The following is a 21,809-nucleotide window of genomic DNA, read 5'->3' on the forward strand; positions in this document are numbered from 1 at the left end:
TGTCCGGCATGTCCGAACCGGATAGATAGGAAACAGAGTGGACCGGATAGATGGGTAACAGTTTTCTTGTCGGCCGGGAGGACCGGCGATGTGGCGAGAAACTGGCATCATGGATGAACGGCTTCGGTTTGTTGTTGAATGTTTGCGGGAGGAGGAGACGATGACGGCGCTGTGCGATCGTTTCGGCGTCTCGCGCAAGACCGGCTACAAGTGGCTTGGCCGCTACCGGGCGCTTGGTGGGCAAGGGCTGCACGATCTGCCGCGGGCGCCGCACCATCACGGGCTGCGGACGCCGCTCGCGCTTGAAGAGCGGATTGTCTCGGAGAAAGAGCTGCACCCGCACTGGGGGCCCAAGAAGATCATCGCATGGCTGCGCCGCAGCCTGCCGGAGCAGGCCTGGCCGGCGCCCTCGACAGCGGGTGCGATCTTGCGTCGGCATGGTCTGGTGAGTGGCCGCAAGCGGGTCCGGATGCGGGCCTGCGGCAATGGCCCCTGGCCGCCTGCCGACAAGCCGAATGCGGTGTGGACCGGCGACTACAAAGGCTGGTTCCGCACCGGCGACGGACAGCGTTGCGAGCCGCTGACGATCATGGATGTCGTGAGCCGCTTTTCGCTGCGGCTGAGCGCCTGCTGGACCACCGGCGACGACGAGGCCTGGCCGCACTTCAGGGAAGCGTTTGAAGAATATGGTCTTCCCGATCGGTTCCGGAGTGACAACGGATCCCCTTTCGCCTCGGCGGGCGTCGTCGGCCTGACGCCGCTGTCGATGCGCTTCGTCAAACTCGGCATTGCGCTGGAGCGGATCGCGCCGGGCAAGCCGCAACAGAACGGGCGCCATGAGCGCTTCCACCTGACGATGCTGCCCTTGGCGCAGCAACCGCAAGCCGATCACGCCGCCCAGCAGCGCGCTTTCGATGCCTTCCGCCACGAATACAACACCGCGCGGCCGCACGAGGCGCTGCACATGGACAGCCCGGCCGAGCACTACAGCCCCTCGACGCGCAAGATGCCGGACCGGCTGCCCGAGCCGGATTATCCGGCCGAGGCCGCGGTCCGGCGCGTCCGCTCCAACGGCGAGATCAAATGGAACGGCGATCTCATCTACGTGTCGGCAACGCTCGCCGGAGAGCTGATCGTCGTCGAAGAAACAGAGCACGGCGAATGGGCCTTGCGCTTCTATGACCACCCGCTCGGCTACGTCGACATGACACGACGCGTGGTGCGCCGCCACAGCGCCTTGCAACCCCGACCAGCCGACGCTGTGGCGGACAATACCGGCGGAGAACTGTAACCCATGTATCCGGTCCACTCTGTTACCCATCTACCGGCTGGACAGGCAGGACAGTGAGGGGCTTCTCGCTACCGGCCAAGATCAACGCCCATGGTACGACCGCACCTCGCCGTTGATCTGCCGCGAAGGCTCTTACGATTGGCGTTCCTCTCCACCGCCCCCGGCATGCCCTTGCAGCATCGTCATGAAAGGCACGACAGCCTTGTCGATCCGCACCCCTGAAGTTCGTTTCTTCAAGTCGATCGGCGCCGGTGCAAAACCGTCGACCCCGGCCTTTTCGGCGACCACAAGCGCGGCGAATTCGGCGGCCGCCCGCCTTATCCTGTCGGAGAGCGATGCGCCGGCCTCGCCATCGCCGAAATCCTCGGTCGAGGCGAAGACTCCGGTCGGCACGACCACGGCGCGCAGATAGCTGAAGAGCGGGCGCATGGCATGGTCGAGCACCAGCGAATGCCGCGGCGTTCCCGCCGTGGCCGCGATGACCACAGGCATGCCGTTGAGCGCATCGGTGTCGAGCAGGTCGAAGAACATCTTGAAGAGACCGCTATAGCTGGCGGTGAACACCGGCGAGACCGCAATGATCCCGTCGGCGGCGCTCACGGCCTCGCGGACTTTCGCGAGCTTCGGCGTCGGAACGCCGCCGGTCGCCATGGCGCTCGCCATATCCATGGCGAGCTCCCGCAGTTCGACCACCTGTATCTCGGCGCTCTCGCCGCGCGCGGAGATCTCAGCGCCTGCCGCCTGGGCGATCCGGTCGGCGAGCAGGCGCGTCGAGGAAGGTTGCGACAGACCGGCGGTGAGGACGACGATTCGACGAGACATGTTGCTGTCCTTGTTCGTGGCTTGGCGACGCCGCCGCGTTCAGGCGGCGGCGTCGAGATTGGTGGCGGGGATCACCTGCCGATGCTTGGACTGAGGCCCTTGCCCGACGAGGGATGCATGGCTCGGCGGATCGCTCGGAACGTCGGACGGCCGGCGCGCCTCGAATTCGCGGCGCAACACCGGGACGACCTCGGTGCCCAGCATCTCGATCTGTTCGAGCACGACGTCTTCCGGAAGTCCGGCGTGGTCGACCAGGAAGAGCTGGCGCTGGTAGTGGCCGACATAGTCGGCAAAACCCAGCGTCCGCTCGATCACCTGTTCCGGCGTGCCGACGGTCAGCGGCGTCATCTCCATGAAATCCTCCAGGGACGGGCCGTGGCCATAGACCGGCGCGTTGTCGAAATAGGGCCGGAACTCGCGCACCGCATCCTGGCTGTTCTTGCGCATGAAGACCTGGCCGCCAAGGCCGACGATCGCCTGGTCGGCGCGGCCATGCCCGTAATGCTCGAAGCGGCTGCGATAGAGCTCCACCATCTGCTGGGTATGTTCCTTGTTCCAGAAAATGTGGTTGTGGAAGAAACCATCGCCGTAAAAGGCCGCCTGCTCGGCGATTTCCGGGCTGCGGATCGAACCGTGCCAGACGAAGGGCGGCGTGTCGTCGAGCGGTGCCGGCGCCAGCGTGAAGCCGCGCAGCGGCGTGCGGAACTGGCCCTCCCAATCGACCACCTTTTCGCGCCAGAGCCGGCGCAGCAGGTGATAATTCTCGACCGCGAGCGGGACGCCTTGGCGGATATCCTTGCCGAACCAGGGGTAGACCGGACCGGTATTGCCGCGGCCCATCATGAGATCGACGCGGCCGTCCGCCAGATGCTGCAGCACGGAGAAATCCTCGGCGATCTTCACCGGATCATTGGTGGTGATCAGCGTCGTCGCGGTCGACAGGACGAGCTTTTCCGTTCGCGCGGCGATCCAGCCGAGCATGGTGGTCGGCGAGGCCGGCACGAAGGGCGGGTTGTGATGTTCGCCTGTGGCGAAGACGTCGAGACCGACTTCCTCCGCCTTGAGCGCATATTTCATCATGGCCTTGAGGCGCTCGTGCTCGCTGGGCACGCGCCTTGTGGTCGGATCCGGCGTTACGTCGCCGACGCTGAAAATGCCGAATTGCATGTTGCTTCCTGCCTTTCCTCTTCTGTCATCCGCAGGACCGGCGCACCGATGCGGCCGGCAGCTTTGCGTTCATAATAAGGAGCACGAAGCGCTTCGTTCAGGCGTCGACCGGTGAACGATCAGTCAATGGCGTGGCGCTCAGGACGGCCTGGTAAACACGAAGGCGAGGCCCGTCAGCATCAGCGCGGCAACGGCGGTCATGAGCATCGGGCCAGGGTTGCTTCCCAGCCAGAACACGAGAAAGCCGAGGCTCGTGCCCACGAGCGCAGCGAGCTTCGCCTTCTTCGGTATCGCCCCGCGCAGGCGCCAGTCGCGCAGCAACGGCCCGAAACGCGGATGCTCGAGCAGCCAGTTCTCGAGCCGGCGCGAGGATCTGGCGAAGCAGGCCGCCGCCAGGATGAGGAAGGGCGTGGTCGGAAGGACCGGCAGGAAAGCGCCGACGAAACCCAGCGCGACGAAGAACAGGCCGAGGGCGAGGTAAATCGCGCGCATGGTGGTCGATCTGTTCGGTTGCCGCATCATGGCAGGTTCGCCACGTGTCATACCCCCCTCTGTCCTGCCGGACATCAAGGGGGGAGATGTCCGGCAGGACAGAGGGGGGTGTGAAGCAGGCGCCAACCGCGCAAAGCCTAAATCCTCACTCGCTCCGGCCTGAAGCCCATGCCGATCAGCCGTCCCGTAAGATGCGGCAGAAGACGCGAGCGGGCAATGAGCCGCATGAAGGCGGGCGGCCTGGCCGAGGGGCGGCCACCGGAGCGTCGACGGCGCATCATGAGCTGGATCTTCTGTGTTGCCTTCGTCGGAAAGCTCCTGCGGCTCTGCACGGCGCGCAGATGCTCGATCCCGAGCTTTCCCTGGCGGAGGGGTGCGGCGAGGATATTGGCGGCCGCGATGGCATCCTGGATGGCGAGGTTCACGCCGACTCCGCCGATCGGCGACATGGCATGCGCGGCATCACCGATGCACAGCAGGCCCGGCCTCCACCATTGCCTCAGCCGGTCCATCCGAACCTTGAGCAGATGCACTTGGTTCCAGTCGGTCAGTTCGTCGAAACGGTCCGCGGGAAGAGGAGCGACGGAAGCCAGTCTGGCACGCAGAGCCGCGATGCCGTCCTGCTTCGTCTGACGGAACCCACCCTTGGCGATGACGTAGCCCAGCTGCCAGTATTCTCCCCGGTCGATCATCACCAGGCCCTGGTTCGGCCCGGCATGGCCCATCGCCTGGGCCGGGTCGTCCTCTCGCCGCGTCAGCTTCATCCAGAGCACGTCGACCGAGGAGCCGAGATCCTCGACAGGAAGCTTCGCGGCCTTGCGCAGGAGAGAGTCGCGCCCGTCGGCGCCGACGACAAGCGCGGCCTCGACGCGGCGCTCGTTCCCTTCGCCGTCCCGCACGATGACGCCCGCGACGCCTCCGCCGCGTTCGATGAGGCCGACCGCCTCGCAGCCCATTTCCAGCCGGAATCCGGGAAAGGCGCGCGCCTTGCGGGCAAGGAAATCGAGAAAGTCCCATTGCGGCATGAAGGCGATGTATTTGCAGCGGGTCGGCAGGCGCGCGAAGTCGGCGATCGTCCGGATTCTGCCGCCGATCTCGGCGTGGAGGGTCGGCGCTTTCTGGTGGGGAAGCTGCAGGAACTCGTCGAGAAAGCCCAACTCGCCCATCACCTCCAGCGTCGAAGGATGGATCGTGTCGCCGCGGAAGTCGCGCAGGAAATCTTCGTGCTTTTCGATGACCGTGGCCCTGACCCCGGCACGGGCGAGAAGCAGCCCCAGCATCAGGCCGGCAGGCCCGGCTCCCACGATGCAGCAATCCTGTTCCGTCATGGCTTCGGCAAACCTCGGCTCGCGCGGCATTGGACAATCGTCGACCGGGCAGCCTTGCTGCCTGGACGATCGGGGTGATGGGATAGAGTTTGGAGCCTGATGCGCCCGGCGATCAATGGGACATAGTGGCCCGCCGAGTCACGGGCGCGTGTTGTCGGCGGGAACGTATGAACCTGTTCAGACCGAACCCGGCAGGCCGCTGGTCACCAGGATAGGCGTCTTGTCCGGCACGCGTTCATAGAGATCGATCACGTCCTGGTTGATAAGCCGCACGCAGCCGGAGGAGACCGACTTGCCGATCGACCACCATTCCGGGGAGCCGTGGAGGCGATAGAGCGTGTCCTTGCCGTCCTGAAAGATGTAGAGGGCGCGCGCGCCGAGCGGGTTCTGGACGCCCGCCTCCATGCCGCCAAGCCATTCGTTCTTCCCGGGCACCTGCCGTGCCCGGTATTTTTCGAGCTCGGGCTGGCGAGCGATCATCTCTTCCGGCGGGAACCAGCGCGGCCATTTCTGCTTCCATTCGATCTCGCCGCGCCCCGACCATTCGAAGCCGGCCCGGCCGAGGCCGACGCCATAGCGGACCGCTTGCCCGAAATTGCCCACGAGATAGAGGCAGTGGGCCGCCGTATCGATGACCACAGTCCCCGGCGCTTCGCCGGTGGGGTCTGGCACGACCTGGCGATAATATCGCGGATCGATCTGCTGATAGGGAACGGCGGGGATGTTGTGCCCTTCGTCGACGACGGCGGCGTACATCATCTCGGGGCTGCCGAAGGCCGGCGTGTTGAACTGAAGACCCGGTTCGGGCAATGGCACCGTGGCTTGCGAGTAAGCCCTCTCGCCGCGAGGCCGGTAGCTCGCGCAAGCCGAAAGCGTGCCGGCGGCCACCCCGGTGGCTGCCATCGCGAGAAGCCTGCGGCGGCTGATTGTCGACATTTGGCCTCCTCACGCGCCGAACCCCGGCAGGACGAATCGAAATCCTACAACGCGGTTAACCTTTTGCGTGTTCCCACGGCTCTGTTCAAGTCTCGGGCGTGTCAACAAAGTCGTGAGCGCGCTCGCCTTCAGGGGCGGATCGAGCTGGAGCGACGTCGAGACGAGTCGTTCGGAAATTCCCTGTGTGCTGGCGCAGGACTTACACCGGCCTAGATCGACAACTAAGAGGCGAGTATCCGATATCGTACAAAAGTACTCTATTATACCCTATACTAATTCGATTTAACTAGTTGATATAAGTACGTTTTTGATTGAGCATCAACTTACGTTATCGACGGCGATCCCGCCGATCGGCCAATAATAACGTTCGGACAAGGTCCGAGCAGGGGGAAAACAATGGACATGGCTGGCATCGCCCGGCGAATCCGTGGGGCGGACGTCCAATATGTTTTTGGGCGCTTCAGAACTGTTCGTGCTGCTTACAGCGGTTACAGGTGGGCGACCGAAGGTCGCCCTTCAGCAGCGAAATCAGGCGAGGGCGCCTGTGCGACCCTCTTTCCCGGTACCGATGTAAACAAGGCGGTGCAGGCCATCAGAGACGACGCCGTTTATGTGGGGCTGCGGCTGCCGCCCGACATCGTCTCGGAGATCCTTGAATTCGCCCGCTCAGAGCCGCTTCATGCGATCTACGATCCCGACGGACCTACGTTCCGTTACGAGGATGTGGTCAACGGGCGAGCAGCGGATGGCAGACCGATGCCCGTCGGCGGCATTCGAGAGCCTTCCCGGTGTCCGGCCGTGCAAGCCGTCATAAACGATCCGGTGCTGCGCAGCATTGTCTCCCGCTACGTCAAGCATTCGCCCCGTATCGTGAAGCCGATCCTTCACTGGAGCTTCGGATCCTCGATGGAGGATGAAGAACGTCGAAGATTGAAGCACATCGTGATCGACTATCATTACGACGTCGGTGGTTTCAATTTCGTCTATGCCAGCTTCTACATAACCGACACCGACCGCTATTCGGGCGCGCATGTCATGATGAAGCGATCGCACAACAAGAAGCCGCTGCGCATGCTTCTTGGATCAGCGGTGGCCAGCGAAGAGGCGGTTCGAAAGCAATTCGGGATCGAGAATGAGATCACCATCGAGGGCCCGGCAGGAACCGGATTTGTCCAGGACACGTCCTGCTATCACCGCGCTTCATCGCCAACGCGAGGTGACCGCCTGATGCTTGCCATTCGTTTCATCAACTGACAACGGACGGCTCAGGGCAGTGGAGGCTCCGGGATCATGAGGCTTACTGAAGCTGCGGTTTCCTCAGGAAATCGCGCCGGTCCGCCGATCTGACGCGCAGCCAGCGTTCGCGGCCGTCGCGAACGATCCTCATCGGAATCTCCGCTCCCGCCGGGCCGCTTTCCCATATCTTGCGATAGAAATCGGCCAGCCCGTCGACGCGGGCATTGCGGATGTCAAAGATGATGTCGCCTCGGCGCAGGCCGGCCCGGGCGGCCGGACCGGCATCGGCCACGCTCATCACGATGACCGAACCGTTGTTTTCCGCCGAAAACGCTCCGAGCCACGGGCGCGGCGGCTTGTCCACCTGGCCCCGGGTGAGAAGGTCATCGAGGATCGGCGGCAAGAGGTCGATGGGCACGACCATGTTGATGTCCTCGCTGTGCCCTTCCCCTGCCATTTGCAGAAGCAGCGAGCCGAGGCCGAGAAGGCGCCCGTCGGCTCCGATGAGGGCGGCGCCGCCCCACGCGGCATGGGCGGGCGCGATGAAGATCGCCTCGTTCAGCAGGTACTCCCAGTAGCCGGCGAATTCCTGCTTGGCCACGATGTTTGCCCGAACGAACCCGCCGCTTCCGTCGGCGAGCACGACGGGGTCGCCGACCTGGACTTTCGCTGTATCCCCGAATTCGAGAGGTGGAATGTCGAGCGGGCTGAGCGCCTGCACAAGGCCGAAGCCGGTCTCCTGGTCGTAGCCAAGCACATGGGCGGGGACGACACGCCCGTCATGGCTCGTCAACCAGACTTCCTCGGCCTCGATGATCAGGTAGCCGATGGTGAGCACGACGCTCCCTTCCCGGATGATCACCCCGCTGCCCTCTCTCCGAGTTCCCAGCGTCGGGGCCGTGAAGGCGTCTTCCGGGATTGACGAGCGCACGGCCACGATAGAGCGAAACTGCTGTTCGATAGTCATGATCTCGCTCCTATGCAACGCAAGCTGCCTGACCCGAAGGGCCGCCAACGACAGCCAGACCATTGCATACAGCTATCTATAGCAGCCGCCGGCCGCGAGGGGAATTGACCTCGACAGCAGGCCCCAGCATCGACAGTTCGCGGCGCGCGGTGACTTTGGACATGTCGCAGTCGCCGGTGGAGCGGTTGGCGCGCTCCGGTATGGCATACCGCTCGAGGGCCTGTTCTGGAGTCGGGCTGACAGCAGGGGCGGCTCTCGATCTGCGGCAGCTTCCGCCTACCGGCCCTATCCGGCCCTGCGGTTACTACCCCTGTCCCCCCTGTAATTAACATAGCAAGATTGTTCAGGACAGGCGCCGGCATGCCATGTACATATGGGCAGACGACTGTATCGTGGAGGAGGGACCCCCGGCATGCGAATTCGTACTCTTATCGCTTCCTTGGTTGCTTCGACGGCGGTCACCGCCGCAACGGCGGCAGACCTCGGGGTCGTATCCGCGCCATCACAGCCGGTTCAGCCCGGGAGCGAATGGACCTTCGCCGCAGCGCCCTATTTCTGGGCGGCAGGGCTGGAAGGCGATGTCGGCGTCTTCGGAGTGCAGCCCGTTCATGTCGATATGAGCTTTGGAGATATCTTCGACAATCTGCGTTTCGGCGGCATGCTGGTCGGCGAAGCACATAATGGGACATGGGGCGTTTTCGGCGACCTGATCTATGTCAAGACCGAGGCCGAGGCGTCGGTTACCCGCACTGTTGCGGGCATCCCCGCGACGCTTGCCGCCAGTGTGGAGACCAGCAGCCTGACGGCGACCATCCTGGGCGAATATCGTGTCGTCGCGCAGCCGACGGCAACCGTCGATCTCATGGCCGGCGCGCGCATATGGAGCGTCGACAACGACATTGGAATTAGCCTCGACTTGGACGGACCGCCGATCAGGTCGCTCAGCGGCAGCGACGGGAGCACCTGGGTCGACCCGATGCTCGGGATCAGGGGGCGTGTCAACATCAATCCGTCCTGGTATCTGACGGGATGGGGGATGATCGGCGGGTTCGGCGCAGGATCGGATTTGACTTGGGATGTGCTCGCCAGCGTGGGCTACCAATGGAACCAAAAGCTCTCGCTGGTTGCCGGCTACCGCGCGCTGGGTGTCGACTATGACAATGACGGATTTGTCTACGACATCGTTCAGCACGGGCCGGTACTGGGCGCCGTCATTCGGTTCTAAAGCATATCGCGCAAAATTTGCGCGACATGCTTTAGCCACTGTTTTTGCATGTCGTTTACCGAAACCGCTGCACGCTTTCGGGAGACATGCTTAGCGACATCAGGGAACGATTTCCCGGCATTCGCCTGCCGCGGGCCTTGGAAAGCTGTGCCGAGACACCAGATCCCCTTGCGGAGCGCCGACGGGCGGGAACCGCCGGCTACCTTCCAGGACAAGTATCTTTCGCGCTCGCTATCTTTTGGACATCTCATAAAGATGATACAAATGAAACATAAAACCATGAGACCTGAAATCATGGAGCCACGTCTGTCGTGTAAGGAGCACGCCGGCAAAGACAGTGGAGGAGACAAGCAATGCGCGAGCCTATGCTCGACGAACTTCTGGAAGAGCCGATCATTCGCAAGGTGATGCTTGCCGATGGCTATAGCGCCGACGATATCCGGCTTCTGATCACGCAGGCGGGAGCCCGCGCCGGATTTCCGGTCCGCTCCGGGCCACGCGACTTCAAAGGCTTCGCGGCGCTCGGATGCTGCGTCAGCCGGGCCGCCGCGAGCCCCGAGCCGAATTGAGAAGGATGGACAAGGAGGGGGCTTCCTTGAGGACCTGCAAGATCGTGCGCGGCGGTGAAGCCTTTCGCGGCAAGCAGGGGCTGGACTATTTCGCCGGCATCTCGGCCGAGAGCGCCGGCTCGGAAGCGCTTTGTATGCACCTGGTCATCCTTCCTCCGGGGGCTAAGGCCAGGCCGCATTATCATGAGAGCCACGAGAGCGCGGTGTTCGTGCTGGAAGGCGTGGCCGAGTTTCTCCACGGTCCCAATCTCGAGCATCGCGAGCGCGTCGAGGCCGGCGATTTCATCTATATTCCGGCCGGCGTGCCGCATCAGCCCTGTAATCCCACGGGGCGGACCGTCAGGGCTTTGATCGCCCGTACGGATCCCAACGAGCAGGAAAGCGTCGTCGTTCTGGATTGAGCCGTGCATCTCCGGTCGAGGGTCGTTTGGTTCATTCACCCCGGAGGCACGACGCCCCTGCAAGCCCAGGCGACCGAGGTGAAGGACCTTGGTCCGTCGGGTCGGCCGCCTTCATAGGCCGCACGCACGGCCGCTTCGGTGCGCGCCCGCAAGTCCGGGTCCAATGTGGCCACATATTTGCCGAGCGGGCCTTCGCCGTCGGCGATCGGCTGCCAATAATCGTCGAAGGAACGGTAATCCATGCGGATCAGCAGCGAGGTCTCTTCGACGTCGAGAAGGCCCTGCTCGATGAAGCATTGCTTCAACTCGCCCGGCCCCATCATGGGTTGGAAGAGGTAGATGCTCCGCTGTTCTCGCGCTCTCTCGTCCAGCATAGCCGCCGTGTCCCACATCATCCGCATCGCGGACATGCCACCGAGATGATCCCAGACTGCCGCGGCGACCACGCCGCCGGGACGGACGACACGCCGCATCTCGGAGACGGCCTTTCCTGCCTCCGGCACGAAATGAAGGACAAGCAGCGACAGCGCGCGGTCGAAACGATCGTCGGGATAGGGAAGGGCGCAGGCGTCCGCCTGCTGAATGCTGATGCGGGTATCCTCGTTGCGTCGCCTCGCGGCCTCGACGAAGACGGGCGAATAGTCGATTGCGGCGACCTCACTGACGTCGGCCGCTCGCGGCAGTGCAAATGTCAGGCTGCCGGTGCCGCAGCCGACATCGAGAATCCTGTCCCCGTTCGCGAGGCCGGCGAAATCGATGAGAAGAGGTGCGAGTCTCTGGCTCCACCGGCCCATGAGCTGTTCGTAGCCGGCGGCACTGTGGACGTTGAAGTTGGACGGCATCGAAGTCCCTCCGGAAAATGGGAAGGAAATAGGTTAGGCCGTCCCTCTGTTCTTGCCAAGCTGCGAGATCATTCGCCTTGCGGTCAAATATTACATGAGTTAACTGCCTCCTGCCCTTCACGAAGTCTGCTTGCGATTTTCTTCTGACTGTCGAATTCGGCCCGGCGCTGTTCTATTTCCCCGGGTGACAGTCGTTCGATATTGCAATAGTCGAGCTTCCAACCGGGGTCGGCGCTCCAGATAAGGGGCGACTGCACGGTGGTGCGTGGGGCGGGCGCGGCTTCCAGCAAGGTCAGGGCCAAGTCCATCGCCAAGGCTTGCGATGCATGGTCCTTCGGGCGGCCCGCGGCATTGCCGAGCGGAAAATCCGAAAACAGGAAACGCGGCACGCCGACATGTTCGACGATGTCCTTGGCGCAACCCATGACGACCGTAGCGATGCCGTTTTCCTCGAGCGCCCGCGCGGCCAGGCTCACGCTCTGATGGCAGACCGGGCAGTTGGGAACCAGAATGGCAGCATCGACGCCGTCCTCCTTGCAGCGGGAGACGATCTCAGGACAATCCGTCTCCAATGTCGTCCGATGGCTGCGATTGGTCGGCAGGCCGTGGAAACGGGGCGCGACCGAGCTTATCCGTCCGGTGGCTTCGGCCTGGCGTAGCGCCGCGAGAGGGAAATAGGACGCCATGTCTTCGGCCGTCGTGTGCTTGCGATCGATGGCGACATGCGAAATGCACAAAGACGGCGGTCCCGCCGTGCTGTCCGAATAGACCTGGTAGAATTTTGCCGCCGAATTGTAGGGCGCGCCCGGCCCCTGGTCGCCCTTGCCGGGCTGGTAGGGCGCCGCCGTCGTGACGATCGCCAGGCGGCAACGCGAAAGCGGCGTCGCGAGCCGATGGAACGGCACTGCCGCATAATGCGCCCATTCGTAGGGGGTTCCGTAGCCAAGCGCCTGGTACCAGGTCCTGGTCCTTTCGAGATAGGGAACCGGCACATCGTGGCCGGGTGCAAATCCAAATCTGCCGCTTCGGTCGGTGCTCATCGATAACCTCGGCTGCCGCCCTTCGCTCCCCCGAACGAGCGAGGTGCGCGGGAAAGACCATGTTAGCCTGGGTTCCTCTCGGTGGGGAGGCCACCGTGCAAATCCTCACGGGATCGTCGGGCAGGTGGAAATGTCATCCCGATGTCAGGACCGAGCGTGATAATCTAAAGGGTTGCCCTATGATCTCTGGCGAGCCGCACTTTCGACGGCGAGGCGCGGTTTCCTCAGGAAAACCATGAAGCCTGATGAGGACTGCCCGATGACCGACCGTGTCTACAACGTCCTGTTTCTGTGCACTGCGAATTCGGCCCGTTCGATCATGGCCGAGGGAATTCTGCGCAAGGAGGGCTCCGGCCGCTTCAATGCCTATTCGGCCGGCAGTCAGCCCAAGGGAAGCGTCAATCCCTTCGCCTTGAAGGTGCTGGCCGCCCTCGACTATCCGGCGGAGGGATACCGGTCCAAGTCCTGGGACGAATATGCGGTTCCAGGAGCGCCAGAGATGGATTTTGTCTTCACGGTCTGCGACGACGCTGCCGAGGAATCCTGCCCTGTGTGGCCGGGGCAACCGATGACGGCGCATTGGGGCATCGAGGATCCCTCTCGCGTGGAAGGAGAGGAGATCGAAAAGGAACGCGCTTTCAGCACCGCTGCGCGTTTTTTGAAAAACCGGATCATGGCTTTCCTCAGCCTGCCGCACCACACGATCGACCGCATGGCGCTCGAGCACCATCTCCAGCTTATCGGCCGTTCGGAAGGCGTGTCATCCGGAGAAGACAGCCAGCCCTGAACGCATGGGTCGGTTCGTAACCGTAACGTACTCCACACAGTCCGGTTGGGGTGTATCTTTCTAAGCGTAGCTCAGGAGGATGCCATGAGACCTCATCGTCCATTGCTCGCCTTGTCGGTGCTGACCGCGTGGACGCTGCCGGCAGGAGCCGAACCGCTCACTACGATGGAAGAGGTGGGTACGAAGATCCTTTCGTGCTGGAGCCCGCCCGCCGGGGCCCAGAACTCCGTCGTTTCGATGCGCTTCAGCTTCAAGCGTGACGGATCGCTGGTCGGCCCGCCGCGCCCCGCCAATATCGACGTCGCCGGCGACGAGGACCAGCGCAAGCAGTTCATCGCCGCCGCAGCCGAAGCCATCAAGCACTGTACCCCCGTCGAGCTTGCTCCCGATCTGGCCCAAGGCATTGGCGGCCAGGTGTTCACGCTGCAATTCGCGACCGGCGACCGGGAGCAGACGCCGATGCCGCAATAGACAGGTTTGCTCGTGTCCTCGGCTCCGTGGTCGCATTGACAAAAAAATTTGTCAATGCGACCCTTGGGTATGCTCGACCTGGAAATCATCGACGACCCCGAGAGTGCGGCCCTGGCGCTCGACCCGATCAAGCGGCGCATCCTGTCGGAGCTTTCGACGCCGGCCTCAGCCGCGTCGCTGGCGGGGCGGGTCGGCCTAACCCGCCAGAAGGTGAACTATCATCTGCGCGCGCTCGAGAAGCACAGACTTGTCGAGCCTGTCGAAGAGCGCCAATGGGGCGGCCTGACAGAGCGCCTGGTGGTTGCCGCCGCCAAATCCTTCGTGGTGTCGCCGACCGCGCTCGGCCCGCTCGCCGCGGATCCGACGCGAAGCGCCGACCGGCTGTCGGCGAGCTATCTCATCGCACTCGCAGCCCGCATCGTGCGCGAGGTCGGCAGCCTGTGGCGACGTGCAAGGCTGAGCGACAAAAGGCTGGCGACGCTGTCGATCGACACGGTCATCAGCTTTGCCTCGCCTGCTGATCGTACAGCCTTCACCGAGGAGCTCGCGAGCACCGTGGCGAGCCTGGCGGCGCGCTATCACGACACGACAGCCCCTGGCGCGCGCCCGCACCGGCTGGTCGTCGCATCCTATCCCGCACCCGACGAGCATTGAAAGGAACACGATATGCCGATCAAAAAGGACGGAACGGGCAGGCGCTGGGTCGAGATGGAGTTTCTCGCACCCGGAACGCCCGAGCAAATTTGGCAGGCCATGGCGACCGGGCCCGGCAACTCCTCCTGGTTCACCAGGACCACGATCGAAGGCCATGTCGGCGGAGCGCTGCGCTTCGAATTCGGTGCGGGAATGAGCACGACCGGGGAAGTCACGTTCTGGGAGCCGCCGCACCGGTTCAGCTATGTCGAGCACGGCTGGAACGGCGATGCGCCTCCGGTCGCGACGGAGATCACCATCGCCGCCCGCTCTGGCGATCGATGCATCGTGCGCATGGTGCACTCGCTTTTCAGCTCCTCGGACGAATGGGACGATCAGCTCGAGAGTTTCGAAGGCGGTTGGCCGGGCTTCTTCGAGGTGTTGCGGCTCTACCTGTCGCATTTCGCCGGGATGAAGGGTGCCTCCTTCCAGGTGATGGCCCAGGCCGATGGCGAAGCTTTGGCGGTCTGGTCCCGCCTCACCCAGGCGTTGGGTGTCGCCGGCGCCGATGTCGGAGAGCAGCGCACAGCGACCTCGGGGCCTGAAGAATTGTCGGGCACGGTCGAGCGCCTCCACCAGGAGCGGAAGCAACGCTATGTCATGCTCCGGTTGCACGCGCCCCGGCCCGCTGTGTTGCTGGCCGGCATCTACGCCATGGGCGAACAGATCAACGCCAGCGTGAGCTTCTTCTTTTATAGCGACGATGCGGACGAAACGGCCGCGGCCAGCGAACCGCTTTGGCGCGACTGGCTGACCGGTGCGGTGCAGGCCCGGCCGGGCTGATCCCACGCCTGACGTTTGTGCGCAAAGCAGGCGTCCGAGATGGAACAGGCAGGCCAGTAGGGCGTTGGAAGGCCGGAGGCAGCCGATGCTCGATTACGAACATGCCCGCCACCGCATGGTCGAAGCGCACATCGCCGGACGCGGCGTCAGCGACCGGCGCGTGCTCGATGCCATGCGCGAGGTTCCGCGCGAGAAATTCGTCGAAGAGGGTTTCGAGGAATTCGCCTATGAGGATTCCCCGCTTCCCATTCTGGCAGGCCAGACGATCTCCCAACCTTTCATCGTCGCCTACATGATCGAGGCGGCAGAGCTCGAAGCAGGCGACCGCGTTCTGGAGGTCGGGGCGGGATCGGGCTACGCCGCCGCGGTCATGAGCCGCGTCGCCGACCAGATCCATACGATCGAGCGGCATGAGGAACTGGCCGAAGCGGCCCGGCGGCGACTCGAGGAACTGGATTACCGCAACGTCGAAGTGCTCGTCGGCGACGGAAGTAAGGGTCTGCCCGAAAAGGCGCCCTTCGATGCGATCCTCGTGGCCGCCGGCGGCCATGCGGTTCCCGCGGCCCTGTCCGAACAGCTGGACATAGGGGGTCGGCTGATCATGCCGATCGGCAAGGAACAGCGGTCGCAGCGGCTTATGCGCATCACGCGTACTGCCGCAAACAAGTTCGAGCAGGAGGATCTCGGCGGCGTTGCGTTCGTGCCGTTGATCGGAGAGCATGGCTGGGCGGAGTTTCCTGCCGGGCCCGTCGGTTCGCGGCGCTGGGTGCCTGAGCTGATTGCCGAGGCGGCCGAGGAGCTGCCGACGCCCGATCGTCCCGATTTCGGAGCGATGTTCGACCGGTTCGGCGACCGCCGCGTCGTTCTCCTCGGTGAATCGACCCATGGCACGGCGGAGTTCTATCGGGCGCGCGCCGCCATCACCCGCCGGCTTGTCGAGGAGCACGGCTTCAACATCGTGGCGGTGGAAGCCGACTGGCCGGATGCGGCCTCCGTCAATCGATATGTGCGCGGCTTGCCGCGGCAGGAGGGCGAGGAACCGCCTTTCCGGCGCTTTCCGACCTGGATGTGGCGCAATACGGAGGTGGCCGAGTTCGTCGGCTGGCTGCGTACATATAACGACCAGGCCGCCGACGAAGCGAAGGCGGGTTTTTACGGGCTCGATCTCTACAATATGAGCGGGTCCATCGCGGCGCTTCTCGCCTATCTCGACGAGATCGACCCGCAGGCCGCGATGGTGGCGCGGGAGCGCTACGGGTGCCTGACGCCATGGCAGCACGAGCCAGCCACGTACGGCCGCGCAGTCCTGACTTCCGGTTATCGCAAATGCGAGGAGGAGGTCGTCAGGCAATGTCGCGAGCTGCTCGAGAAAAGGCTCGACTATGCGTCGCGGGACGGTGAAGCATTCCTCGATGCCGCGCAGAATGCGCGCCTGATCGCGTCGGCGGAGAAATACTATCGGGTCATGTATTACGGCGGCGCCGATTCCTGGAACCTGCGCGACCGCCATATGTTCGAGACGCTCGAATATCTGCTCGCCTCGAAGGGGCCGCATTCCAAGGCTGTCGTCTGGGCGCACAATTCGCATATCGGCGACGCGCGGCTTACCGAAATGGGCCTGATCCGGGAGGAGCTGAACATCGGCCAGCTCTGTCGCGAGAGGTTCGGAGACGAGGCAGCGCTGATCGGCTTGGGAACGCATTCCGGCACCGTCGCCGCCGCCACGAACTGGGACGGTGCGATGGAAGTGAAGACGGTTCGCCCGTCGCATGCCGACAGTGTCGAGCGCTCGTTCCACGCTGCCGGCAAGCCGCGCTGCCTGATCGACTTCGCACGCCAGCCGGCGGTGGCCGAAGCGCTTGCGCTTCCGCGGATCCAGCGCTTCATCGGGGTGATCTATCGGCCGGAGACGGAACTCGCGAGCCACTATGCGGAAGCGTCGATGTCGAAACAGTTCGACGCCTATGTCTGGTTCGACAGGACCCGCGCCGTCACGCCGCTGGCACCGGCCGGGGAGCCGGGCCACGTGCCCGATACCTTCCCGTTCGGGCTGTAGAGCACCGCCAGTATCGCTTGGCGTCGAGGGGGCAGGCCCGAACGGTCAGGCCTTATGTCCCTCACAACGACAGCGGCAGCTCCAGATATTCGGCGTAGATCATGTCGCGATGCTCGAGGAGCTCGGGTTCGAGTGCCGCCCTGGTCGGGGAGTCCAGTGTCTCGAATGTTGCCCTGGTCCGCTCGTCCATCTTGCAGTTTTGGGCCGGGAGCGGCGCGAACATCGCCATGAAGGCCGCGCTGTAGATATCGACTGCCGTCAGCGCGTCGCCGACCAGGAAGCGGCTGCCGGCCTCCCGCTGGGCCTTCAGGCGCAGGGCTAGCATACCGAGCAGGCTCCTTACCCGCGCGCCCGCTGCCTCGCCCGTTTCGGGCGTGTAGCCATACTTCTTGCCGAGATAACGCGCCACGGGCTCTACGAAACCGCCAGCTCCCTGCAATCCCGAATGGATCAGCTGCAGGCGGCGCGCCCAGCCCAGCCCTTCCTCGCCGCAGATCTCATGCGCGAGGCCGAAGACCAGCGCCCGCTCGCCAGGATCGGAAGGCAGGAGAGGCGTGCTCGGGGCGTACCGTTCGGCGAAGAGCAGGATTTCGGCCCAGCCATGGCGCGGGCGTTCTTTCTCATAGATGAGCGCCGGCGCGCTACGCTGGCCCGACCAGGTCTTCAGCAACTCGCTATCATAGACGAGCCGGACCGCCGCCCAGTCGATCCCTTTGACATGCAGGATCCCCTTGGCCGCCTCAGTCCAGGGGCTCGGGAGCCCGCCGACCACGACCATGCGAAGGCCGGGCCGCTCGACGGCTTCCTCCACGCTTATGTATTCGAATGCCATGCGATCGCCTCCCTCGCTCGCGGGAAGCATAACGCCCATGCTTGCCTTCTCAAGGCTTTTGTAACTTAAGGCTGTGGAGATTGTTGTTTCTGCCTATTCGTCCACGACCGCCACAAAGCCGCCGAACACCATGCGCTGGCCATCAAAGGGCATTTCGCCGCCCTCCATGCGCGGGTCCTCCATCGCCTTGGCCATGCCGGTGTCGCGCGTCGCCTTGTCGGGCCATTCCACCCAGGAGAAGACGACGCTCTCGCTGCTCTCGGCCTTCACCGCGCGCTTGAAATCGGTCACCTTGCCGTCGGGCACCTCATCGCCCCAGCACTCGACAACCCGGATCGCGCCATGGTCCCTGAAGACCTGCGCGGCTTTTGCCGCGAGCGCAAAATAAGCGTCCTTCTTTCCCGTGGGAACCGGTACGAGATACCCGTCGATATAGGCCATGGCCTCCTCCATCGGTCTGGAAACAAAAGAAACACTTCCGTGCGGTTCCGGAAAAACCCGTGAAACAGCGGCGGTTTACAGATGGTTCGCAGAACGGCGTGCAACCACTGGAGTTCCCGGATGTCGTCACTATCGCGCAGAATGCAGGCAGCATTGGGATCGATCAAGGATTATCGGGAGCGCCGGCGCCTCGAGCGGACGCTTGCCGCCATGGAGGTCGCGCTGCTGGCAGGCATGGACGCCGGCTGGCCGGAGATCTGCGGCGAAGCCATTGCGCGGGGCCGGCGGCCGTAGGAACGGATGACAGGAGGCGGAAATGCTGGAAACGAAGTTTGCCAAGGGAGCCGCGGACACCCTCGCGCTCCGCTCCCAACGATGGGCGAAGCTGATCGGCAAGCTGCGCTGGGCGGGAATGGAAGACGAGGCGTTTCGGCTCGAGACGATCGTCGCTTCCCTGCCCACCAGGAAAAGGCCGAGCGTCTTCGCCGAACCCTGCGAGACCGATTGAGCATCCAGTCGGGCAGGGGCGAGGCGTCTTCACCATAGACGACGGCCCGTAAGCATTTCCGGAACGCCGCGGAGAGCATGCGCAGCTCTAACATTTGTCGGAACAATAGTCGTGGAGCTCGGTTCGAAGGGCGGATGCGAGCCTTTTCAATGCCGCGCTACTATTTTGACACGAATGACGGGCGGTCGCTGGCGGTCGATCAGACCGGCTTGGACCTTGCCACAATGGAAGAAGTGCGGTGGGCCGCCCTGGACGCCTTGCCGGATATGGCAAGGGATGCCTTGCCGCGCCACCCCGTGCGCGAATTGTCGGTTCACGTTCGGGATGAAGAGGGCCGGGTCGTCTTCACGGCATCATTGGTCCTGATCACCCGCCAGGACGGGAAGTCCATGGATCCCGAGACTTCCAATGGCGTGTCTCCGCCGCTAGCATCCCCTATGATGTAGCCGGGGCCGCCCGGCATGTGATCCGAGGGGACCTCATGCAGACGATCGTCAGGGTAATCTGCGCCATCGGCCAGTCAGGCCAGCTCGGGCTCGACGGCGTGCTGCCGTGGGAAGGCAACAAGTCTCCGGAATTCGTTGCCGACGTCGCGCGTTTCTTCGACATCACGCGCGGGCACGTGCTGCTCGCCGGGCCGAAAACGATCGACGCCATTCCCGGATTCGCGCGCGGCGATCGCGAGCTGTTCGTGCTGCGCTCCTCGATGGATCCCGAGCAGACACTCAGGCGCTTTGCCGGCCGTATCGTCTATATCGGCGGTGGCCCGCCCGTCTGGGACGCCTATGCCCGATTTGTCAGCCATTGGGACGTCACGCGCCTGCCTTATGACGGGCCGGCCGATCGGTGGTTCGACCCGCGTTGGTTGACCGCGTCCGGCAAGAAGCCGGGAACGTCGGCAAGAGCCGTTGGTGAACCGAAATAAAGGAAGAAATCCAACATTTGGGCAATGGGGCTGTTCCCAGTGGTGTATAGAGAAATTCGGCACGTAGCATGCCGGCGCAACACCCGCCCATCATTGATCCGGGGTATGACGATTGCAGAGACCTCTCGATCCACTTGTCGCCGCTTTCTCCAGACGCGACCGGCTGACGGAAGAGGAGAAAGCTATCCTGGAAGGACTGCCAAAGAGACTAAAGGACTATAAGGCCGGCGCCGATATCATCGCGGAGGGAAGCCGTCCCCAGGAGAGCTGTCTCATGCTGGAAGGCTTCACGGCGAGAGCACAACATCTCTCGAGCGGAAAGACGCAATTGACCGCGGTTCATATTTCCGGCGATTTCGTCGATCTGCATGGTTTCCTGCTGAAGCAGATGGATCACGGCATCGTCGCCTTGTCACCCTGCAAGGTCGCCTTCATTCCTCATGCAAGCCTGAGGACGATAACCGAAACCAACCCGCATCTGGCCCGGATGTTCTGGCTCTCCACCGTGGTGGATGGGGCCATCCAAAGGGCCTGGATCACCTGCCTGGGCAGACGTTCCGCGATCCAGCATCTCGCTCATCTTATCTGCGAACTCTATCTGCGGCTGGAAATCGTGGGGCAGGCGGAGAACGGCGAGTTCGAGTTTCCGGTCACCCAGTCGGAACTGGGCGACATGCTCGGCCTCTCCAACGTTCACGTCAACAGGACCCTTCAGGAGCTTCGCGGCACCAAGCTCATCCGCTGGCGCGGCAGCACGGTGAACGTCGATGATTTCGACGGGTTGAGAAGCTTTGCGGAATTCGACCCCCTCTATCTCAATTTGACTCAAGAACCGAGATGAAGCCGCGCTTGTGTGGCTAATGCATGTCGCCCAAAGGTGGGCAGCGGTTTGGGCAGACGACAGGCATAAACCATAGCTTAAAGCATGTCGGCCTTTGCCGGCCGCTGTTCTTTGCCGGTGCGCTCCTCGGCCACGAGTTCCCAACTCACCAGGAAAAGCGCGGCGATCACGGGGCCGAGCACGAAGCCGCTGACGCCGAGCACGGCGAGCCCGCCGATGGTCGAGAAGAGCACGAGATAGTCGGGCATCCGCGTCTGCCGCCCGACGACGACCGGCCGCAGCACGTTGTCCGACATGCTGATCACCAACGTGCCATAGGCGAGCAGGATCGCTCCCTTGATCCAGGAGCCGCCGATGATCAGGAATACGGCGGCTGGGAACCAGATCAGGGCAGCGCCGACTGCGGGCAGCACCGACACCAGCGCCATCACCGCGCCCCAGAACACGGCGCCATTGATGCCGAGAAAGAAGAAGATCAGGCCGCCCAGCACGCCCTGCGTCACGCCGACGACGAACGTTCCCTTGAGCGTGGCGATCGAGACTTCGGCGAATTTGGCGAAGAGGCGCTGCTTCTGGTCGCTGGGTAGCGGGATGATGGCGAACATTCTCCGATACATCTCGTCGCCGTCGCGAAGGATGAAATAGAGCAGATAGACCATCAGAAAGAAATTCATGACGAAGCTGGCGGCGTTCTGGCCGGCGCCGACCAGCAGCGAGAGGGCGAACTGTCCGCCGCGCATCACCGCCGTCTGAACCCTTTCGGTGATCGCGCCGAAATCGACGCCGAGCCCCTCGAGCCACTGCCAGGTCTGCTGCGGGACGAGCTGCTCCAGCCACCCGAGCGTCGCGCCGAGATCGAACTGGCTGCTCTCGATGCGTTGGTAGACCGCCGCGCCTTCCGTGACGATCATCGATCCCAGGATGAAGATCGGTATCTGCACGAAAACGAGGGTCAGGAGCAGCGTTACGGCGGCGGCGAGGCCGGGCCGCAGCCGGAATTTCGCCTCGACCCATTGTTGAATCGGCCGGAACAGGATGCCGAGGACGACCGCCCAGAAGATCGCCTGCCAGACGACATAGAGCACGATCGCAAGCGCGATCGTCGCCGCGATCGCAAGCAGGACCAACGCTGTGGTGCGATTGACTGTCAAACCGG

26 protein-coding genes are annotated in these 21,809 nt (G+C 63.5%); 15 read left to right on the top strand and 11 right to left on the bottom strand.

The window, feature by feature from the left end; all coding sequences use genetic code 11:
• Positions 1–88 precede the first annotated feature (88 nt).
• Positions 89–1,291, top strand: coding sequence for an integrase core domain-containing protein (locus tag ACCO56_RS23620; protein WP_433643328.1), 1,203 nt, complete (start codon positions 89–91; stop codon positions 1,289–1,291).
• 132 nt (positions 1,292–1,423) lie between these two features.
• Here ACCO56_RS23620 and ACCO56_RS23625 read toward each other — a convergent pair whose 3' ends face one another.
• The 5 genes from ACCO56_RS23625 to ACCO56_RS23645 all read right to left on the bottom strand — a co-directional run bounded on the left by ACCO56_RS23625 (position 1,424) and on the right by ACCO56_RS23645 (position 6,036).
• Entirely contained in the window at positions 1,424–2,113 is a 690-nt protein-coding gene (locus ACCO56_RS23625; protein WP_433643329.1) for an FMN reductase, read from the bottom strand.
• A gap of 39 nt (positions 2,114–2,152) precedes the next feature.
• A complete protein-coding gene (locus ACCO56_RS23630; protein WP_433643330.1) occupies positions 2,153–3,280 on the bottom strand; it encodes an LLM class flavin-dependent oxidoreductase in 1,128 nt (375 codons plus the stop codon).
• Between the two features lie 138 nt (positions 3,281–3,418).
• Positions 3,419–3,772, bottom strand: coding sequence for a YbaN family protein (locus ACCO56_RS23635; protein ID WP_433643573.1), 354 nt, complete (start codon positions 3,770–3,772; stop codon positions 3,419–3,421).
• A gap of 137 nt (positions 3,773–3,909) precedes the next feature.
• Complete coding sequence (locus ACCO56_RS23640; protein ID WP_433643331.1) at positions 3,910–5,130, bottom strand: FAD-dependent oxidoreductase; 1,221 nt, start codon at positions 5,128–5,130, stop codon at positions 3,910–3,912.
• 147 nt (positions 5,131–5,277) lie between these two features.
• Positions 5,278–6,036, bottom strand: coding sequence for a L,D-transpeptidase (locus ACCO56_RS23645; RefSeq protein ID WP_433643332.1), 759 nt, complete (start codon positions 6,034–6,036; stop codon positions 5,278–5,280).
• A 402-nt stretch (positions 6,037–6,438) separates the two neighbouring features.
• Here ACCO56_RS23645 and ACCO56_RS23650 point away from each other — a divergent pair, with 402 nt between their 5' ends.
• Entirely contained in the window at positions 6,439–7,290 is an 852-nt protein-coding gene (locus ACCO56_RS23650) for a hypothetical protein (protein ID WP_433643333.1), read from the top strand.
• Between the two features lie 43 nt (positions 7,291–7,333).
• Here ACCO56_RS23650 and ACCO56_RS23655 read toward each other — a convergent pair whose 3' ends face one another.
• The gene (locus ACCO56_RS23655; protein WP_433643334.1) at positions 7,334–8,239 is read right to left on the bottom strand and encodes a S1C family serine protease; all 906 of its coding nucleotides are present in this window, start codon (positions 8,237–8,239) and stop codon (positions 7,334–7,336) included.
• Positions 8,240–8,651: 412 nt separating this feature from the next.
• On the opposite strand from ACCO56_RS23655, the gene ACCO56_RS23660 reads away from it, so the two are divergent.
• From ACCO56_RS23660 to ACCO56_RS23670, 3 genes are all read left to right on the top strand, one after another.
• Positions 8,652–9,464 carry a hypothetical protein gene (locus ACCO56_RS23660; protein ID WP_433643335.1) on the top strand — a complete coding sequence of 271 codons (813 nt, stop codon included), beginning with the start codon at positions 8,652–8,654 and terminating at the stop codon, positions 9,462–9,464.
• A 353-nt stretch (positions 9,465–9,817) separates the two neighbouring features.
• Positions 9,818–10,033, top strand: coding sequence for a hypothetical protein (locus tag ACCO56_RS23665; protein ID WP_433643336.1), 216 nt, complete (start codon positions 9,818–9,820; stop codon positions 10,031–10,033).
• Positions 10,034–10,038: 5 nt separating this feature from the next.
• Entirely contained in the window at positions 10,039–10,434 is a 396-nt protein-coding gene (locus tag ACCO56_RS23670) for a cupin domain-containing protein (protein ID WP_433643338.1), read from the top strand.
• Positions 10,435–10,469: 35 nt separating this feature from the next.
• On the opposite strand, the gene ACCO56_RS23675 is transcribed toward ACCO56_RS23670, so the two are convergent.
• Both ACCO56_RS23675 and ACCO56_RS23680 read right to left on the bottom strand, forming a co-directional pair.
• A complete protein-coding gene (locus tag ACCO56_RS23675) occupies positions 10,470–11,276 on the bottom strand; it encodes a class I SAM-dependent methyltransferase (protein ID WP_433643339.1) in 807 nt (268 codons plus the stop codon).
• Between the two features lie 83 nt (positions 11,277–11,359).
• Positions 11,360–12,316 carry a glycine reductase gene (locus tag ACCO56_RS23680; RefSeq protein ID WP_433643341.1) on the bottom strand — a complete coding sequence of 319 codons (957 nt, stop codon included), beginning with the start codon at positions 12,314–12,316 and terminating at the stop codon, positions 11,360–11,362.
• 259 nt (positions 12,317–12,575) lie between these two features.
• Between ACCO56_RS23680 and ACCO56_RS23685 the strand changes: the two genes are divergently transcribed.
• From ACCO56_RS23685 to ACCO56_RS23705, 5 genes are all read left to right on the top strand, one after another.
• Positions 12,576–13,103, top strand: a complete 528-nt coding sequence (locus ACCO56_RS23685; RefSeq protein ID WP_433643574.1) for an arsenate reductase ArsC — start codon at positions 12,576–12,578, stop codon at positions 13,101–13,103.
• Between the two features lie 84 nt (positions 13,104–13,187).
• Positions 13,188–13,574 (top strand): hypothetical protein, encoded by a 387-nt coding sequence (locus tag ACCO56_RS23690; protein ID WP_433643342.1) that lies wholly within the window; start codon positions 13,188–13,190, stop codon positions 13,572–13,574.
• 69 nt (positions 13,575–13,643) lie between these two features.
• On the top strand, positions 13,644–14,228 hold the full coding sequence (locus ACCO56_RS23695; protein WP_433643343.1) for an ArsR/SmtB family transcription factor: 585 nt from the start codon (positions 13,644–13,646) through the stop codon (positions 14,226–14,228).
• Positions 14,229–14,240: 12 nt separating this feature from the next.
• Positions 14,241–15,050 (top strand): SRPBCC family protein, encoded by an 810-nt coding sequence (locus tag ACCO56_RS23700; RefSeq protein WP_433643344.1) that lies wholly within the window; start codon positions 14,241–14,243, stop codon positions 15,048–15,050.
• A gap of 85 nt (positions 15,051–15,135) precedes the next feature.
• A complete protein-coding gene (locus ACCO56_RS23705) occupies positions 15,136–17,106 on the top strand; it encodes a protein-L-isoaspartate(D-aspartate) O-methyltransferase (protein ID WP_433643345.1) in 1,971 nt (656 codons plus the stop codon).
• A 61-nt stretch (positions 17,107–17,167) separates the two neighbouring features.
• Here the strand turns inward: ACCO56_RS23705 and ACCO56_RS23710 are convergent, their stop codons facing one another.
• Together ACCO56_RS23710 and ACCO56_RS23715 are read right to left on the bottom strand one after the other, a co-directional pair.
• A complete protein-coding gene (locus ACCO56_RS23710; RefSeq protein ID WP_433643346.1) occupies positions 17,168–17,938 on the bottom strand; it encodes a hypothetical protein in 771 nt (256 codons plus the stop codon).
• A gap of 93 nt (positions 17,939–18,031) precedes the next feature.
• Entirely contained in the window at positions 18,032–18,379 is a 348-nt protein-coding gene (locus ACCO56_RS23715; protein ID WP_433643347.1) for a DUF1428 domain-containing protein, read from the bottom strand.
• A 120-nt stretch (positions 18,380–18,499) separates the two neighbouring features.
• On the opposite strand from ACCO56_RS23715, the gene ACCO56_RS23720 reads away from it, so the two are divergent.
• The 5 genes from ACCO56_RS23720 to ACCO56_RS23740 all read left to right on the top strand — a co-directional run bounded on the left by ACCO56_RS23720 (position 18,500) and on the right by ACCO56_RS23740 (position 20,653).
• A complete protein-coding gene (locus ACCO56_RS23720; RefSeq protein ID WP_433643348.1) occupies positions 18,500–18,673 on the top strand; it encodes a hypothetical protein in 174 nt (57 codons plus the stop codon).
• Between the two features lie 22 nt (positions 18,674–18,695).
• Positions 18,696–18,887: a hypothetical protein gene (locus ACCO56_RS23725; RefSeq protein WP_433643349.1), complete on the top strand. Its 192-nt coding sequence runs from the start codon at positions 18,696–18,698 to the stop codon at positions 18,885–18,887.
• A 149-nt stretch (positions 18,888–19,036) separates the two neighbouring features.
• Complete coding sequence (locus tag ACCO56_RS23730; protein WP_433643350.1) at positions 19,037–19,333, top strand: DUF6894 family protein; 297 nt, start codon at positions 19,037–19,039, stop codon at positions 19,331–19,333.
• 35 nt (positions 19,334–19,368) lie between these two features.
• Entirely contained in the window at positions 19,369–19,812 is a 444-nt protein-coding gene (locus tag ACCO56_RS23735) for a diacylglycerol kinase (RefSeq protein WP_433643351.1), read from the top strand.
• Positions 19,813–19,924: 112 nt separating this feature from the next.
• On the top strand, positions 19,925–20,653 hold the full coding sequence (locus ACCO56_RS23740) for a Crp/Fnr family transcriptional regulator (protein ID WP_433643352.1): 729 nt from the start codon (positions 19,925–19,927) through the stop codon (positions 20,651–20,653).
• A gap of 77 nt (positions 20,654–20,730) precedes the next feature.
• Here ACCO56_RS23740 and ACCO56_RS23745 read toward each other — a convergent pair whose 3' ends face one another.
• Positions 20,731–21,804, bottom strand: a complete 1,074-nt coding sequence (locus tag ACCO56_RS23745; RefSeq protein WP_433643353.1) for an AI-2E family transporter — start codon at positions 21,802–21,804, stop codon at positions 20,731–20,733.
• Positions 21,805–21,809: the final 5 nt, after the last annotated feature.

Source organism: Mesorhizobium sp. 1B3, assembly GCF_050958605.1.
Lineage (GTDB): Bacteria > Pseudomonadota > Alphaproteobacteria > Rhizobiales > Rhizobiaceae.

What these genes read in the sequence shown, in the direction of transcription:
- ACCO56_RS23650 (WP_433643333.1), top strand. Translation starts at nt 6,439, where the DNA reads ATGGCTGGCATCGCCCGGCGAATCCGTGGGGCGGACGTCCAATATGTT.
- ACCO56_RS23640 (WP_433643331.1), bottom strand. Translation starts at nt 5,130, where the DNA reads ATGCCGCGCGAGCCGAGGTTTGCCGAAGCCATGACGGAACAGGATTGC.
- ACCO56_RS23680 (WP_433643341.1), bottom strand. Translation starts at nt 12,316, where the DNA reads ATGAGCACCGACCGAAGCGGCAGATTTGGATTTGCACCCGGCCACGAT.
- ACCO56_RS23665 (WP_433643336.1), top strand. Translation starts at nt 9,818, where the DNA reads ATGCGCGAGCCTATGCTCGACGAACTTCTGGAAGAGCCGATCATTCGC.
- ACCO56_RS23620 (WP_433643328.1), top strand. Translation starts at nt 89, where the DNA reads ATGTGGCGAGAAACTGGCATCATGGATGAACGGCTTCGGTTTGTTGTT.
- ACCO56_RS23730 (WP_433643350.1), top strand. Translation starts at nt 19,037, where the DNA reads ATGCCGCGCTACTATTTTGACACGAATGACGGGCGGTCGCTGGCGGTC.
- ACCO56_RS23670 (WP_433643338.1), top strand. Translation starts at nt 10,039, where the DNA reads ATGGACAAGGAGGGGGCTTCCTTGAGGACCTGCAAGATCGTGCGCGGC.
- ACCO56_RS23700 (WP_433643344.1), top strand. Translation starts at nt 14,241, where the DNA reads ATGCCGATCAAAAAGGACGGAACGGGCAGGCGCTGGGTCGAGATGGAG.
- ACCO56_RS23720 (WP_433643348.1), top strand. Translation starts at nt 18,500, where the DNA reads ATGTCGTCACTATCGCGCAGAATGCAGGCAGCATTGGGATCGATCAAG.
- ACCO56_RS23735 (WP_433643351.1), top strand. Translation starts at nt 19,369, where the DNA reads ATGCAGACGATCGTCAGGGTAATCTGCGCCATCGGCCAGTCAGGCCAG.
- ACCO56_RS23695 (WP_433643343.1), top strand. Translation starts at nt 13,644, where the DNA reads ATGCTCGACCTGGAAATCATCGACGACCCCGAGAGTGCGGCCCTGGCG.
- ACCO56_RS23710 (WP_433643346.1), bottom strand. Translation starts at nt 17,938, where the DNA reads ATGGCATTCGAATACATAAGCGTGGAGGAAGCCGTCGAGCGGCCCGGC.
- ACCO56_RS23715 (WP_433643347.1), bottom strand. Translation starts at nt 18,379, where the DNA reads ATGGCCTATATCGACGGGTATCTCGTACCGGTTCCCACGGGAAAGAAG.
- ACCO56_RS23660 (WP_433643335.1), top strand. Translation starts at nt 8,652, where the DNA reads ATGCGAATTCGTACTCTTATCGCTTCCTTGGTTGCTTCGACGGCGGTC.
- ACCO56_RS23635 (WP_433643573.1), bottom strand. Translation starts at nt 3,772, where the DNA reads ATGCGCGCGATTTACCTCGCCCTCGGCCTGTTCTTCGTCGCGCTGGGT.
- ACCO56_RS23625 (WP_433643329.1), bottom strand. Translation starts at nt 2,113, where the DNA reads ATGTCTCGTCGAATCGTCGTCCTCACCGCCGGTCTGTCGCAACCTTCC.
- ACCO56_RS23690 (WP_433643342.1), top strand. Translation starts at nt 13,188, where the DNA reads ATGAGACCTCATCGTCCATTGCTCGCCTTGTCGGTGCTGACCGCGTGG.
- ACCO56_RS23685 (WP_433643574.1), top strand. Translation starts at nt 12,576, where the DNA reads ATGACCGACCGTGTCTACAACGTCCTGTTTCTGTGCACTGCGAATTCG.
- ACCO56_RS23655 (WP_433643334.1), bottom strand. Translation starts at nt 8,239, where the DNA reads ATGACTATCGAACAGCAGTTTCGCTCTATCGTGGCCGTGCGCTCGTCA.
- ACCO56_RS23675 (WP_433643339.1), bottom strand. Translation starts at nt 11,276, where the DNA reads ATGCCGTCCAACTTCAACGTCCACAGTGCCGCCGGCTACGAACAGCTC.
- ACCO56_RS23725 (WP_433643349.1), top strand. Translation starts at nt 18,696, where the DNA reads ATGCTGGAAACGAAGTTTGCCAAGGGAGCCGCGGACACCCTCGCGCTC.
- ACCO56_RS23705 (WP_433643345.1), top strand. Translation starts at nt 15,136, where the DNA reads ATGCTCGATTACGAACATGCCCGCCACCGCATGGTCGAAGCGCACATC.
- ACCO56_RS23630 (WP_433643330.1), bottom strand. Translation starts at nt 3,280, where the DNA reads ATGCAATTCGGCATTTTCAGCGTCGGCGACGTAACGCCGGATCCGACC.
- ACCO56_RS23645 (WP_433643332.1), bottom strand. Translation starts at nt 6,036, where the DNA reads ATGTCGACAATCAGCCGCCGCAGGCTTCTCGCGATGGCAGCCACCGGG.